Origin of the sequence: Pontibacter sp. HSC-36F09 (genome assembly GCF_024171605.1) — a bacterium.
Lineage (GTDB): Bacteria > Bacteroidota > Bacteroidia > Cytophagales > Hymenobacteraceae > Pontibacter.
In genome coordinates, this window is the sequence record NZ_JALKAA010000002.1 from 315020 (window position 1) to 331032 (window position 16013).

At 44.9% G+C, this 16013-nt stretch carries 11 protein-coding genes and 1 tRNA gene; 8 read left to right on the forward strand and 4 right to left on the reverse strand.

What is annotated here, in order from left to right:
• Positions 1-480 precede the first annotated feature (480 nt).
• From L1278_RS07415 to L1278_RS07450, 8 genes are all read left to right on the forward strand, one after another.
• Positions 481-1707 carry a site-specific integrase gene (locus L1278_RS07415; protein ID WP_253402448.1) on the forward strand — a complete coding sequence of 409 codons (1227 nt, stop codon included), beginning with the start codon at positions 481-483 and terminating at the stop codon, positions 1705-1707.
• A gap of 15 nt (positions 1708-1722) precedes the next feature.
• Positions 1723-3111: a hypothetical protein gene (locus L1278_RS07420; RefSeq protein WP_253402450.1), complete on the forward strand. Its 1389-nt coding sequence runs from the start codon at positions 1723-1725 to the stop codon at positions 3109-3111.
• 135 nt (positions 3112-3246) lie between these two features.
• The gene (locus L1278_RS07425; RefSeq protein ID WP_253402452.1) at positions 3247-3573 is read left to right on the forward strand and encodes a helix-turn-helix domain-containing protein; all 327 of its coding nucleotides are present in this window, start codon (positions 3247-3249) and stop codon (positions 3571-3573) included.
• A 314-nt stretch (positions 3574-3887) separates the two neighbouring features.
• On the forward strand, positions 3888-5225 hold the full coding sequence (locus tag L1278_RS07430) for a YfjI family protein (protein ID WP_253402454.1): 1338 nt from the start codon (positions 3888-3890) through the stop codon (positions 5223-5225).
• A gap of 112 nt (positions 5226-5337) precedes the next feature.
• Positions 5338-6258 (forward strand): BT4734/BF3469 family protein, encoded by a 921-nt coding sequence (locus L1278_RS07435; protein ID WP_253402456.1) that lies wholly within the window; start codon positions 5338-5340, stop codon positions 6256-6258.
• A 27-nt stretch (positions 6259-6285) separates the two neighbouring features.
• Positions 6286-6993, forward strand: a complete 708-nt coding sequence (locus L1278_RS07440; RefSeq protein ID WP_253402458.1) for a hypothetical protein — start codon at positions 6286-6288, stop codon at positions 6991-6993.
• 117 nt (positions 6994-7110) lie between these two features.
• Positions 7111-7605, forward strand: a complete 495-nt coding sequence (locus tag L1278_RS07445; RefSeq protein WP_253402460.1) for a phage terminase small subunit P27 family — start codon at positions 7111-7113, stop codon at positions 7603-7605.
• Between the two features lie 208 nt (positions 7606-7813).
• Positions 7814-8173 (forward strand): hypothetical protein, encoded by a 360-nt coding sequence (locus L1278_RS07450; protein WP_253402462.1) that lies wholly within the window; start codon positions 7814-7816, stop codon positions 8171-8173.
• Positions 8174-8275: 102 nt separating this feature from the next.
• Here the strand turns inward: L1278_RS07450 and L1278_RS07455 are convergent, their stop codons facing one another.
• From L1278_RS07455 to L1278_RS07470, 4 genes are all read right to left on the reverse strand, one after another.
• Positions 8276-8794: a hypothetical protein gene (locus L1278_RS07455; RefSeq protein ID WP_253402463.1), complete on the reverse strand. Its 519-nt coding sequence runs from the start codon at positions 8792-8794 to the stop codon at positions 8276-8278.
• 195 nt (positions 8795-8989) lie between these two features.
• Positions 8990-9063 (reverse strand) — tRNA-Ala (locus tag L1278_RS07460).
• 121 nt (positions 9064-9184) lie between these two features.
• Positions 9185-12538: a carboxypeptidase regulatory-like domain-containing protein gene (locus tag L1278_RS07465; RefSeq protein WP_253402465.1), complete on the reverse strand. Its 3354-nt coding sequence runs from the start codon at positions 12536-12538 to the stop codon at positions 9185-9187.
• Positions 12539-12775: 237 nt separating this feature from the next.
• The gene (locus L1278_RS07470; protein WP_253402467.1) at positions 12776-15910 is read right to left on the reverse strand and encodes a TonB-dependent receptor; all 3135 of its coding nucleotides are present in this window, start codon (positions 15908-15910) and stop codon (positions 12776-12778) included.
• Between the last annotated feature and the right edge of the window lie 103 nt (positions 15911-16013).

Here is a 16013-nt window from a genome sequence, read left to right on the forward strand (position 1 = left end):
TATTAACCATTGAGAGACAAGTAAGGTGAGCCTCCTTTACAGTGTATAACCGCAATCTATCATAACATTAAAAAATATAAATAAAAAATCCCAAGTATATGTACCACAAGCGCCAATAAGCATAGTATAGATTTCCATACAGGGCGATTGCTTAGTAGCAAAAAGAAAAGAATTGGGGGAGTTGTATGTACTTTTGTGTGAACCTCAAAGAAAAAGCCCCTACGTTTTTGACGTAAGGGCTTGATAAGGAGAGTGGAGAATATCGGAGTCGAACCGATGACCTCTTGCATGCCATGCAAAACGGTTTGTATTTCTTATGTATTCATGCTTTTGTGTTTGGTTTATAAACTATTGATAATTAGTTAATAAAGCATAAAAATACTTTACATACCGTTTCTTTAATTTTCATTCATTCTTTATATTTGTGTGTACCTTTGTGTGACCCCCCCCAGAGTACACACAAACTAACCCGAATGAAGTATGTTTGATTTTTCCGAAAGTGGCGTTACGCTAACCACCCTGCTTGAAACCCGCAAGGCCAATGCAGATGGTGCATGCCCTGTTAAAGTACGAGTGACCCACCAACGCCAAAGGGCTTATTACTCCACAGGCAAACGGCTAACCGTTGAAGAATGGGATAAGCTGCCAACCACTAAGGCGAAAGAACTCAAAGCGATTCGGGAATCAATACAGAAGTTCGCAAAGGAGTTTGAAGCTACCGTTATACAGCTTATCCGGAGAGATGAATTTAGCATAGACAATCTGCAAGCCCAGTTGAGCAAAGGGCAGGGGAGTACCCTAAATGCGGCTTTTACAGCCCGTATTTCTGAATTAAAGGAGATGGGCAAAGTGAGTACTTCAGATTGGTATAAGTACACACTGAAGAGTATAGAGGGATACAAGAGTAAGAAGATAGAGTTTAAACAAGTTACAGTTGATTGGCTACGCAGGTACGAACAGCACTTATTAGACCAGGGCAAGAGCTACACAACTATTTCAATGTACATGAGGGCGTTGCAGGTTGTCATGAATGACGCAAAGACAGCAGGCATTGTCAAACCCGCTCAACACCCATTTGGTAAAGGCCGCTATGAGATTCCACAGCATGCAGGCCGAAACATTGCCCTAACCCTAAGCGACATAAAGAAGATTGTTCAGTATGAGTGCGAAACCGACACGGTAGAGAAATGCCGTGACCTTTGGTTTTTTTCCTACCTATGCAACGGGGCAAACATTACTGATATCTGCAAACTCAAATACGCCAATATCCGAAATGGGGAGGTATGTTTCTACCGACAAAAGACGTTGGCAAAGGCGAAGAAAAAGAAGTTGATTCATGCCACCTTGCTACCAGAGATGCAGGCAATCATAGACCGTTGGGGCAATCTTGAAGAGAGCCCCGAAACCTTTGTATTTCCAATCCTGCAAGGCGAAGAAAGCCCCGAACTTGAAAGAACCAAGATTAAGAACATCACAAAGTTGATGAATACTAAACTAAAGGTTATCGGTAAAAAGGTTGGCATACCCACAATCAGTACCTACACAGCTCGACATAGCTACGCCACAGTATTAAAACGGTCTGGAGCTAACATAGCCTTTATTTCAGAGAGTTTAGGGCATAACGACCTAAAGACAACCGAAAACTATTTAGCATCCTTTGAGCAGGAAGAGCGGGTTAAGAATGCTGCATTTCTCACTAACTTCTAACCCACCCACATAGAGATGAATCCGGAACAGTTAAAAGAGTTTGCTAAGGTTGCATACAAAGCATTAGAGCCACGCAGACAGATGGTTAAAGCCATGAAGGAATGCACAATGCCTTTGGAAGAAATTTATGATAGGGCTATGGAAGAAGCTGAATATTGGTTTGAAAGATTTAAAAGTGATTTAGACACCCAACTACAACGCTATCCGCTCAACAAAATTGAGATTCTTAGGGAATCTGCTAATAAGCTAAGGAAGGCAAAACCCTATAGTGCATGGTTAGGAGATGGTATAGAGAATAGAGATGAGATATTAGGTTTTTTATTGCCCTATTACGGCCAATCAGATGATGGCTATACGATTTATAAGCAAATCATAGAAACCTTTGATAGTAAATGGAGCCATGAGTATTTAGAACTTCTTACAAATAACGAGTTAAATTCAGATGTTGTTAAAAACTACAAGAGTAGGAGATCTATAACGCATGTAGAAGATTTATTCAAGTTTCATGTTGGTGAACGCTACGCATGGAATAAGTATTTCGAAGCTAATGCTATACGTGTTGATGAGCTTAACAAGCAACTCCCAGAGCCTAAAACCTTTGCTGAAGCATGGGAGCAGTTCATTAATTATCATGCTCAAATGACCTTTGAATTAATGGCCGAAGATTTTTTAAGGAAGTACGGGGCTATTTCAGTTGGCCCTTTGGAAAGTGAGCTGAATGAGTTGTATGAGTTTATGGAAAAGGCCAAAACCACAGTACGGACTTCTAAAGCCTTTGCAAACGCTAATGCACTCTATGGGCCTAAACCAGACTTTACAAGTTGGGAAGAGGAATACATCAGGTTGGCTAATGGCTACTATAATGATAGTAGGTATGAAGGATTAGCGCATACCCCTACGCCTAACGTGTACGGCAAATACTTTATGTTTAAAGATTGGTTAGAGATGCAACTCGACACCTTGCAAGACAAGGTCGCCATAAAGCCAGACACGAGGTATACCACCCAGGAACAAGAGCCCAAAACAGAAAATAGCAAATCTTACTTAGAGCCAGAAAGGTTGGTTATGCTTTATACCAAGTTTAATGGTGAGCTATGGGAAAGTGTAAGCGTTGGCGAATTCCTTAGCGTTTTTACCTATGCTTCAAAACACACGCTAACAATAAAGAATGGTAAAAGAGAATTAGTTTGCGGATTACTTAAGCGAATGTACGATTATAGCGAAAGAGATCAGTACATGAAAGACTGGGTTAAACCTTTGCTCGAAAAACTCCATTTAAAGAAAAGTACCTTTGATGGAATCGATAGTAAACTGTTTAATAATGAGCAAAAAAGCAGGGCACAAAAAACATTCCTGCAAGACCTAAAAAGCATTTTGCCAACAAAAGCAAACCCGACTTACTAATAACTTACTAAGTTTTTTGCTGTTAGTATCTAACATGCTGTAATTCAGTATAATAAATGTAAATCAGATGCAATAGCTTACTAAAAAGCTCGCTAATTCCATAGTGTACTTTGTTGTAAATCAATCAAGTACATTATGGAACTGATAGTAACAACAGCAGATCAGCTATCAACTCTAATTCAGAGAGCAGTAGCCAGGGCAATAGCCCCAACATCAACACCCACCCCCAAGCCCGACCGATGCACACTTGATGAAGCATTGGAGATCACAGGGCTAAGCAAGTCTAAACTTTACAAGCTAACATCATTAGATGAGATACCCCATAGGCACTATGGGAGCAGGCTTGTATTTAGCCGGAAAGAACTCGCTGAATGGGTAGAAGAACAAACAGTTGAGAAGCATGCAGACGATGCCACAACGGTATTAGCCGCTTCTGCCAGACGCAAACAAAGAAGGGGGTAAGCTATGCGGAAACATAAGCTAACCCCCCGTAAATCTTTGGTAACTCGACAGACCAAAGGTAACACCAAGCCGACCCAACTGCAAATCTTCTACACATTTTTGCAAACTCAGGTAGCCACCGCATCAATGGTAGCCGCTGCCACGGGCGTACCCCAAAAGAACATCACAAGATTTAAACGCAGGCTGGAGATTGCAGGCCGCTTATGGGAAGTAACCCGAACCCGCTGCCAACTTACTGGGTGTAGGGCATCATACCTAACCACTGACCCCGCAAAAGCACCAAACTCAACTTTTCAACTTAGCCTGTTTTAGCGATGGATAGTTTAAGCAATAATACACCTACATACGGGAGCCAATTCCCTATAAAAGCATTTCCTAAAGAGATACAAAGAATGGTGCATCAACTGCATGATGCACTTCAATTCCCTATTGACTACACGGGAGCCGCTATCTTATACGCTACATCAGTTGCCATAGGCAATACCCACAAAGTACAGGTAAAGCACGATTGGCACGAAAGCGCAATGATTTACATTGCCCTCGTAGGCCGGCCAGGGCTTAACAAAAGCCACCCCCTAACATGGGCACTTTCACCAATATTTCAGAGAGATAGCAAGGCGTATAAAGCGTTTCAGCAAGAGTATGATGAGTTTAAGCGACTTGCCAGCTTATCAAAGAAAGAACGGAAAGAACAAGGCGTTGGAGATGAGCCGCCAAAACCAATCCTGAAAAAGCATTTAGTACAGGATTTTACCCCCGAAGCACTTGTTAAAGTACATCAGCATAACCCCAGGGGGCTAGGTGTCTATGCAGATGAGTTGGCCAGTTGGTTTAAGAATTTCGACAGGTACAACAAAGGCAGTGAGGAGCAATTTTGGCTTAGTAACTGGAGCGGAAAGCCTATTGTAATTGACCGCAAAGGAGATGAGCCAATTCTAATCAACAGCCCTGCTATTTCAGTTGGCGGTACTATTCAGAATGGTATACTAAATGACTTAGCCAAAGACAGCCGAAGCCAGAACGGATTTACTGACCGGATCCTATTTGCCATGCCCGATGGGTTAAAAAAGCCTTATCCGAATGATACTGATTTGAAGCCCCAACTAAGCCAAGAATGGTATTTCTATCTTGCCACCTTGCTTGATTTATCAGCCGCAACAGATGACGAAGGCAACACCATACCCCGTTTATTGCAGTTTACGCCACAGGCTAAGGAAGTTCTGAAGCGATGGAACTACACTAATACAGACCTAATCAACGGGGCCGAATCGGAGAGTATAGCGGGCTTATACACCAAACTTGAAATGTACCTGATCCGGTTATCGCTTATACTCCAGATGCTGAGTTACACGGTTGGAGATAGTGAGCGTGAACACATAGAAGCCGACACGGTAGAGCGGGCCATACTTCTAATAGAGTACTTCAGGCAGACAGGGCTAAGGGTACACGGCACATTGAATAGCACTGCATACGACAAGCTGAACACCACCCAGCGCAAAGTGTACGACCTATTGCCTGACCTATTCACTACAAAGGAGGGGTTAAACATTGCTTACAGTGAGGGCATGCCGGACATCACATTTAAGCGATACCTGCAAAGTGCTGACCTGTTTACAAAGGAACGCCACGGCCAATACTCTAAGAAATTCTAAAAAGTGTAGGTATGAGATTTTAGATACTATTGAAACTTTCAATACACATTGTATCAATAGTATCAACAATATCATACCTGCACATTTTCCAAAAAATCAACTGAAACGCATTATGGAAAGTGTTTTAAATGTACAGGTATCTTGTTTTGAGAGATGTTTCATACCCAACGAGCCAAAGGCTATCAACTTGCTTACATGGCTAACTTCTGACAAGTATAAAGAGCAGGTTGCAGCGATACGGAGAGAGCCATGTAATGAAGCCCGAAAGAAACTGAAGCGAATATTATTGCCCGTAGTAGCGGCATCAGGTCAATTTACCTATCGTGACGAAAAGTACTTAACACAGCATAGCGGGCTATTGCAGTTTGACATAGACCAAAAAGAAAACCTGCATCTAACTAATCTTGCTGAAGCCCGCCAACTATTATCTAAGCTGCCATACGTTGCCTATTGCGGAATCAGTGTGAGTGGCCAGGGCATTTGGGGCTTAGTCCGAATAAGTGATACAAGCCTGCACAGTGAGCATTTTGAGTATCTGTTCAAGGTATTAAGTGAAATGGGTTTGAAGCTCGACAGAGGGCCGCAAAACGTAGCGAGCGCACGGTATTACAGCTATGACCCAGACGCTTACTTTAACCATCAGGCCGAACCGATGCAGGGCTTTATCCAAGCACCCAAAGAAGAATACTATGCTACCAGAACAGCCAGCCCGACAGATGACCAGGCAAAAGTAGAAGCCTGTATTAATGAGATAATCAGGCAACGCATAGATATTACCAGTTCCTATCATAAAGATTGGCTGCCTATAGGCTGCAATTTCGCCAGCACATTTGGCAAGAGCGGGCGCATCTACTTTCATCGGGTTAGCCAGTTCCATACAGGTTACAGCAAACGGGAAACGAATAAACAGTATGACCGCTGTCTAAAGATTAGCAAAGGAGCCGCAACACTGGGAACATTCATGAAGCGATGTGCTGAAAACGGCATCAACTATACCGACCTGCTGACAGGCACACAGCAAGACAAAGTTTAAACCATTACATCTAACAGGAAGGAAAACATGAAACCTACTAAGAAGAGTTTACAAAAGTTTACAGAAACAGAAGCCAAGATTAGCAAATTAATGGCGTTGGAATCCTTGTCTTATGACGATTTAGAGATACTGAATGATGATGAGCGAAAGCAATTCGGTAAGATGCTGACTGATATTTTTAACAGCCTGCAAGGTCATGAGCTTGACAAGTTCTATAATAAGATTAAGCCTATAATGGCGAAGGAAACCAAGAATAGTATTTGGGATTCAAACCACAACCGGATAACCTACGGCATGTCTAAGCTAATGCAGGATTTCGGGCGCATGCCCACTAAAGATGAGTTGGCGAATGAAACAGGGCTAAGCCGCCAAACGATTCACAAGCATCTGAAAGACTACGCCAACCACCCGTTGTATCTGGAGCATACTGACCAGTTTAAGTTTATGGTAGATAAGGTATTGGCTAAGATGTTCCACTATGCAGTTAATGGAGATGTTTCAGCGGCAAAGCTATTCCTAACCGTAGTGAACCCACCAACGGCTAAAGTAAACGGTAAAACGCTAATACAGACCCAAAACAACTACATACAGATTAACGGAACAGTGTTGAGCCAGGAAACATTGCAGCAACTTAGCCCCGAACAGCTAAACAATTTGGAAGCGATGTTGAAAACGGCACTACCTGAAGCAACACAGAATCAATCGCACCCAGGGGGGAGGGATATTAAGTCCTGAAACTTACCCCTATACCGCTGACCCCCACACTTTCTATGCTGCCAAAATTCATAGCAGCCCTTTAAATGGGGAAAAGGTATCAGGAACACTTTTATAAAGTACTTTAAATATCCGATTATGGGACGTTATAGAACAGATTCAAAGGAAAAAGCCTTAAAAGGTACACTGAGAAAAAGCAGGGAGCTAAAAGCACCTACTACATCAACAACATTTGACCAAGCACCGGAGCCACCCAAAGATTTACCTGCTTATGCTCAGGAGGTGTGGCGCATCACTGCAAAGGAGCTACAGGAACAGAAGATTTTGACCGTTGTAGATCTGCCATTGTTCAAAAGCTATTGCTTCTGTTTACACATGATGAAAGAAGCTCAGGAGTATTTAGAGAAAGAAGGTTTAGTTATCACACAGGTAAACACCAAAGGCCAGCAATACCAGGCAAAGAGCCCGTATGTTTCAATCCTGAATGACGCAACATCACAGGCGAACAGATTAGGAGCTGCTTTTGGTTTAAATCCACTGAGTAGGCAAAAGCTGAACATCAAGCAAAAGCCCGACCCTAACAACCCATTTGCGGAACTGGATAACTACATGAATGCTTGGGAAGAAATGTAAGTTTGTAATTACCCGTTATTTCTTTCATACTCTCTTCTTAATTTCTGATACTCGTATTGCCAGCTTGTTACCCGTGTAAAACTCAATACAGATACTACCTTTATGTAGAAGAGAAATTTACGCATAGTCATTAAGGTAATTATTGGTAAAACCAATTGACTTAGGGTTAGTGTTTATACTCTCAGATAGGAGTAATACGATAAATCAAATGGATAAATTCAAACTTAGGGAATACCTGCAAAGCAATACCGCCAGACTATTTATGATTGGCGGTATTGCATCAGATGATTTATACCCACAGAAGAAGATTATAAAGCAGGCAATGCAGGGCAGGCCTATTGAGTTTGTGTATGAAGGCCCAACCAGAAGAGTTAAACCCTACCAGGCTAAACTATGGGTTAGTGCAGCCCCTACCGTAGGCAGCTACGTTGGTTTCGGGTATACGAATTATCTTGACCCAACCAGTCGTAATGGATTGGAAGCAATGGATTCTTTTGAATCAGCATGTAAGGCTTATGAAATGGAATTTGGGTACTATCCTGAAAATATTCTTTTAGTAAGGGTATAATTAGACTATTGATTTTCTGTGTGGCTATAACTTGCAACAATAAAAAGGCCACAAAGCATTCCGACGCTTTGTGGCTAATAATGGATAGAAGATACAACTGTATTATTTTGTATCGCTAACACATTTAAAATTTAATTGAATTTTCTCTGCACTTTTGTCTTTTATTTCATTTGAAGTAGTGTTAAGTGCATACTTCGCTATTTTCTTATTAAGAAAATATTCTTTGTTTTCCTCATTTATCAGCATCATTCCTGTAAGCCAATAACTACTTCCAGATGAATATTTGCAATCTATTTCGGCTATTTCATCTTTATAAATAGTACCATCATCAAACTTAATGTACACGCCTTTTGAACCATAAACAGGTCTGCTAGTAGAAATACTGAATATGGCGACTAGAGTCTCAGTACTGTCTTTTATTGTTTTCCCAATCATAACGTACCCAGCTCCATTCATAACAGCACTAGAGGCAATAGTAACTTCATTGGTAAATTCATTAACCTGACGTTTAGTGTCTTTGCAAGGGCCGGTTTTATTTGAGTTACTAATATTGTACATGGGATCCTGTGCAAAAGCAGTGCAGCTTACACAAATCAATAGGAGAGCTAAAAGTTGTTTCATAATAGATTTATTTGTTTTTATAAATATACAATAAATAAATTATAATAAACTATTAATTTCGACTGGCTTAAATTGCTGTTTTATTAAGCAGTATAGTAGTGTCAATTCCAGAACTGTAAGAGTTGTGTGTACTTTTGTGTGACCCCCCAAAGAAAAAGCCCTTACGTTTTTAGCGTAAGGGCTTGATAATCAGTGTGGAGAATATCGGAGTCGAACCGATGACCTCTTGCATGCCATGCAAGCGCTCTAGCCAGCTGAGCTAATCCCCCGTTTGAGTGTCACAAAATTAGAACAAATTTTGAATATGCAAAAGCTGAAGCGCTAGTTTTTGTAAATAAAAAAGGCGGGACATTTGTCCCGCCTTTTTTATTTACAATGGTTGGATACTTCTTAATTGAAGATGTAACGCAGACCAATTTGAGCATACCATGTAGTTGAAAGTGTTGTTACGTCTCTGAAAGGTTCTGTAGGAAGCACAGTTTTTCCGTTCTCTGTAACAGTTCTCATCTGGAAAGTAGGTACACCATCAGCACTGATAGGAGCGTCTTTAGTGTTGGTCACCAAAATGCTCTGCGCATTGTTGAACGCTGTGCTGATACCCCAGTTAGAGTTGATCAGGTTACCAATGTTCATCACGTCAGCGCTTATTTGAAGCGTGTTACGCTTACCACCGATGTTGGTGTAGATGTCCTGTAGCAATCTGAAGTCGAAACGGTTCAACCAAGGCATCAGGGCACCATTACGCTCAGCATACTGGCCGCGTCTTGTGCTCAGGTAGTCATCGTTGTTGATGAAGTTGTTGAACGCTTCACGCTGCTGAGCCGCAGTGAATACTACGGTGCCTTTATCAACAATATCAACGAAGTTCAGGTTGTTAACATCATTTGGTACATACAGCAGGTCGGCGTTAATACCATCTTTGTTAATGTCACCATTGTAGGTATAAGAGAAACGTCCCTGATGTGAACCGTTGTAGAACAATGATACAGTAGTGGCCAGGCTATTGAAGTAGTTTACTTTGTAAGATAAGCTACCTACCACGTTATGAGGCACTGCATACTGAGAGTTGTAAAGGATCTGCTCGTTCGGGCCGTTTACAGACGGGCTGCCTAACCATGCAGAAGAGGCATTTGATCCTGGGTTACTAGATACTTCAGTAGCGTAAGTATAGGTATAGTAAAGTGAACCAAACAAACCATTACGAGACGGAAGAGAAAGACCTACTGTGCTGCTGAAAGATTCGCCTTTCTCAGAAGTATTAGTCAGCACTACAGCAGTGTTAGCGTTAACAGCTTCATTGTATTTTGTGCTGTTTGCACCTGCAGGATAGTATCCTCTGTTGTCGTTCTCACCCTCACCGCCATAGTTCAGCGTTATAGGAGCATTTGCTCTGTTGGCACCAAACTGGTAAGCTGCATTCACGTCTTTTGTGTAGATAACGTCAGCAGTAGCTACCAGCGGCGTTCCAGGGATCGTGTAGTCAGCACCAACGCTCGTTCTCCATACCTTAGGCATTCTGAACTCGTTATCAACTAAGGCGAAGCTTGTAGGAACGCCAGCTCTTGGGTTCTTGATAAACACGTTCTGAGCACTTGCCGGCGTGTTGTTCAACCAGTAGTATTGTTCCGGTTGGAAACGGATGTCGCCAATCCAACCTGCAACTGATGCATAGCTGTTAGGTTCTACGTTGTTCTGGATTACACCAGAGTTCGAAGGCATGTTTGTCAACCACACGAAAGGAACACGGCCGTTGAACAGACCAGTACCACCACGCAGCTGCAAAGAACCATCACCGAAGGCATCAAAGTTGAAGCCGATACGTGGAGCCAGCATAATTCTGGATTTTGGCCATTCGCTGGTCGTGTACTTTTTGTCGCCACCTTCAGGAGATCTCAGCGTAAGTTCATCAATGGATTGGTTGGCAGTCAGGTCGTTCATGTAAACAGGCATGTCTGCACGCAAACCTAATGTCAGGTCCAGTCTGTCAGTAGCAGCAAACTTATCCTGGATGTAAGCGCCTGCTGTACCCAATACGATTGGAGCATAAGGATCCTGTCCCTCGTAAGGGTAAGTCAGACCGAACATGATTGGGGCCACTTCATTTGGAGTACCTGTTGTCAGGAAGTCTTCAACAGAGTTATAACGGTAGTAAGAAGTACCCAAACGGATGTACTGGTTACCAAACTTCTGTGACTCAAATGTAGCACCACCAGTTATTGTGTGCTTGCCTGCTAGGTAGGTCAGGTTGTTTGTGATGCTGTAGTTGTTATTCAGTACGTCGTTTCCAAACGTAAACAACTCATAGCCAAATGTCATGTAGTTGGTGCCACCATTCCAGATATCAACCATTGGGAAGATCTCACTTGGAGATTTACGCGTATCCTGGATGCGGCTATACGTTGCCAGTAACTGGTTAGAAAGACGGGAAGAGAAGGTGCTGTTCAATTCAGCAGAAGCTGAACGTACAATGTTCTCTGTATCGTACATGGTTTTAGCAAAAGCCATAGACTGATCGCTCACACGGTTCACAGTAGAACGTGGGCTTGGGCCTGAGCTGCCATTCACCAAAGAACCAGCTTCACCTTTCACCTGGTTGTAACGAACAGCCAGTTTGTGATTGTCGTTGATGTTCCAGTCAATACGAGCCAGTAAGTTGGTGCTCTTAGTGCCATTATCATTAGCGTAGCCTTCGTAAGCGCCTGGGTCATAACCCCATGTGTTGATCAGGTGGTTACGCACCGCTTCAAGGTCAGATCTTTTAGTTCTGGCAATGTTCTGGTCAGGGTTAGCTATACCATCACCAGAGGCTTTCCAAAGGTTTACGGCAAATGGGTTAGTGCCTTTTTCCTCGATGTTCTCAGCATTTACGAAGAAGAATAGTTTATTCTTGATAATCGGACCACCTAAACGGAAACCTAAAGTACGGCTTGATGTTTCGTTGCCCTGATCAAGTTTTTCGCCATTTACTCTTCTGCCATTCATGTCCTGGTTACGGTAGAAACCATATACTGAACCAGAGAACTCGTTGTTACCGCTACGGGTAACGGCGTTAATGCCTGCACCGGTAAAGCCTGACTGACGAACGTCGAAAGGAGCAATGTTTACTTGTACCTGCTCGATCGCGTCGATAGAAATAGGCTGCGAACGACCTCCAGGAAGTGGGTTGGAGTTTAAGCCGAAGCCGTTGTTAAAGTTTGCACCGTCAATCTGAACATTGTTAAAACGACCATCACGACCTGCAAAGCCATTACCGTTAGCCTGTGGTGTAAGACGGGTGAAGTCTGTAAGGCTTCGTGTTACTGTAGGCAGCGTAGCAATCTGCTCAGTGCTTACGTTAGTCGCAGCGCCAGTTCTCTGGGCGTTGAATACGGAAGACTGGTCAGCTGTCACCATCACTTCCGATAACTGAGTACCACCGTCAGAAAGGGTAGCATCCAGCACGTAAGGGCGGCCAAGCTGCAAAGTGATGTTTGTGAAAGACATAGGCTGGTATCCTATGTAGCTTACTTCGATGGTGTAAGGACCACCGATACGGGTGTTGGCGATGTTAAAGCGACCTTCTGTATTGGTCACTGCGCCATACGTGGTGCCCGAGGGCTGGTGTGTTGCTCTTACGGTTGCCCCGATCAAAGCTTCACCTTTCGAATCCTTCACGGATCCACTCACGCTACTTGTAGTTACCTGGGCGTGTATAGTAACCACGCACAGCAACATAAGCAGTGTTGATAGTAATAACTTTTTCATAAAAGATTGATTGATTTTTGCTCGCAAAATTAGAGGGTATATTTCGAAATGCAACTACTTACAGATTAAATTATTATTAATAAAATGTCTTATGTTATTTGCTTTTTAGCACCAATAATTTATTGTAATTTGCAAACGTGCTATTAGTCTTAAACACTGATTGCCAAAAGGAAAGGCGGAGCTGTATGGCCCCGCCTTTCCTTTTGGCAATCAGTTAAGATAGTACCCAGTTTACTTTTAATTGAAAATGTAGCGAATGCCAAACTGGGCTCTCCAGCGCGACGAAAAGTCGTTCACGAAAAAGGGATCGCCGTCTGTCAGGCCGCGTCCGGTATAGTTGAATCGGGGTGTCGTGGTGCCAGGCTCATAGCCTACAAAGTCAATGGCCTGGAAAGCGTTGAAAGTAGCCGTGTACTGACGGCCCCAGTCCTTGTTGAGCAGGTTGGTAAAATTAAAAACGTCTAAGGTCAGTTGTAGCCGGTGGTTGTTCTCATTCTGACCTATATAAAAGTCCTGCATCAGGCGCAGGTCAATCTGGTTCGTCCAGGGCAGCCTGTCCTCATTTCGCTCCGCATACTGACCCCGTCTGTCGCTCAGGTAGTCGTTGCCACTGATAAAGGCGTCCAACGCCTGCCATTGCTGCTCAGCCGAGACAACAGTGCCATCCCGTTCGGTAAAAGGAACCAGGTTTATCTCCGAAGCACTGCCTGGGATGTAGATCAGATCATTCGTTCTGCCTGCATCACTGTTCACGTCACCGTTATAGATGTACGAAAGCGGCACGCCCGACTGTCCGTTGTAGAAGGCGGAGATAGTGGTGCCTGCAAAGCCCAGGTAATTTAAGTTGTAGGTGAGGCCGGCCACCACCCTCGAACGTACATCATTGTCGGCAAACGCTTCTCTTACACTATTGAGGCCCTCTACCTGGTTCACATTGATCCAGTTAGACCGTGCCTGGCTGGAGTTGCCGGGGTTCACATCTTTGGCTCTGGAGTAGGTATAGGCCAACGAACCCGAAAGGCCGTTCTCCATATAGGTTTTCTGTAACTGAGCTGTCAGGCTGTAGCCATAGCCACGGCTGGTGTTGGTCAGGTAGATGATGTCCTGGAAATTGTTGCCCTGTATGCGGCCGAAGACTGGTCGATTGTCTGCCCCCGTCAAGGTGCCCGTCTGCTCCAGGTTCAGGTTCTGGTAGTAGATGTTGTTCAGGTTTTTGGAGTATATACCTTCCAGGGTCGCCACAAGGTCAAAGGGAAGGCGTTGGTCAATGGCTGCGTTGACCCGGAACAGCTGCGGGAACTTAAAGTCAGGATCTGTGATGTTGATCTCGGCTGTTCTGTCTGACAAGCCCACGGTGGTGGCAGTAGGCTGGGTGGTAGGGTCTGGGTTGAAGCGGATCTGCTCCAGAATCGGGCCCGAAGTGAGTGACAGGCTACCCAGCATTTGCCCTGTATTGGTATACTGATTGGCGATCCACACAAACGGAGCCCTTCCCGTGAAGATACCTGCGCCGCCGCGCACCTGTGTATTGCCATCATCCATTACATCCCAGTTTACACCTACGCGGGGCGATAGCATAAATTGAGCGCCCGGCGTCTTGTCCGTAGCCAGGCCTCTGCTGGCAAATGCTTCGTTGAACTCCTCGTTGGCTGCAGGCTCGTCGTTAAAGGTCGGGATATCTAAACGTATACCTGCTGTCAACTTCAGGTTGTTCAGAACAGCATATTCGTCCTGCGCATAGAAGCCGAGTTGAAAGGCGGAAAATTCGGCGCCCTGCTGGCGGTTGTCGGTCCTTGAATAATTTCGGAAGAACTCGCCTGGCGCTGTTTCGGCGGGGGTGCCGATCGCTTCAAAAGCCTCCAACGAGTTGTATGTATAAGCACCGAACTCCTGGCGGATGAACAGGTTGTAGGTTTTGTAAAACTCATTGTGCGTTCCCAGCGTGATCGTGTGCTTCCCTAAAAACAGGTTAAAGTTGTCGGTGATGGTGAGTACATCCTGGTCGAGCTGGTTTTGAGCTGAAAAGGGCTCGCTGCCCAGCGAAATGGTGCGGCCACCTGCCAAGCGGACTTGCACGCTCGGGAAAGGGTTGCCGATGATGTCGCGGTCATCACGCACTGCCGTAAAACCGATCAAGGCCTCGTTGGCATACTGGCCTCCAAACTGACTGCGCAGCTGCAGTACGCTGGAGTTGGTCGTGCTAGGAAAATATTCGGCGTTGTTGGAGAAGCGCAGCGCGTTCGGTGTCCTGGAGTTGTCGATGTTCTCGCCGTATACATAACTGTGGCGGAGCGTGAGTTGGTGGTTGTCGGTGATGTTCCAATCGAGTCGGGCAAAGATCTTGTCGCTCCGGGTCTCATCGTCTATACCTCTGAAACTGCCTGGGTCGTAGCCCAACCGGTTGGCGACGTTCAGCACGCGGGTGGCTTCGTCGACTGTGATGTTGGAGCCTGTGGTGCCGGGTTCGAAGAGGAGCGGGGCCACGCGTTTGGTTTTCTCGCCATTCACAAAAAAGAACAGTTTGTCTTTGATGATCGGGCCGCCAATGCGCAGGCCGGTCTGGTAGTCGGTAAAGTCCGGCAGCCTGGTGCGCGCATCATCCGGACTCTTGCCCACCAGCCGCTCATTGTTGCCAAAATAATAGGCCGAGCCCGTGAATTTGTTCGACCCGCTACGCGTGATGGCATTGATGCCGCCTCCCGTAAAGCCGCTTTGTCGCACATCGAAGGGAGCAATCACCACCTGTATCGCCTCAATGGCATCCAGCGAGATGGGCTGCACTCCGGTCTGTCCGCCGTTGGTGCCGCTGGCCGAGAGACCGAACACGTCGTTGTTCACGGTGCCGTCTATAGAAAAGTTATTGAAGCGATTGTTCTGGCCGGCAAACGATATACCTGATCCGGATGTAGTAGCCTGCGGGGTGATGCGGGTGAAATCATTCAGACTTCGGGAGATGGTGGGCAGCGACTCCAGCTGCTCTGTCGACACGTTGGTGGCTGCGCCCGTCCTGTCTGAGTTAATGACTTTGTCCTGTGTCGCGGTGATCTGTACCTCGCCAAGGGTGGTCGTGCTTTCTGAAATGGTGAGGTCCAGTCTGAAGTTCTGGCCAAGTGCCAGGTTAATGTTGTCGAATCGTTGCTCCTGGTAGCCAACATAAGAGGTGCGTACGGTATAGGGCCCACCTACACGCATGTTCTGGATATTGTAACGGCCTTCTGCATTCGTGGCAGCTACATACTGCGTGTTGGTCGGGTTATGGACCGCAATAACTGTTGCGCCAGGCAGTGGGGAACCGTTCTGGTCCTGCACTACGCCGTTCATGGCCGCAGTTGTCGTGCCCTGTGCCCATACCAAATGGCTGCTTAACAGCAAAAGGAGGGATATAAGCAACTTTGTGTAAATAGTCCTCATAATACTTATACGTTAGATTGAAAAAATATAACTTCTTATAAGTACGTATGTATGAGGTTTTTAT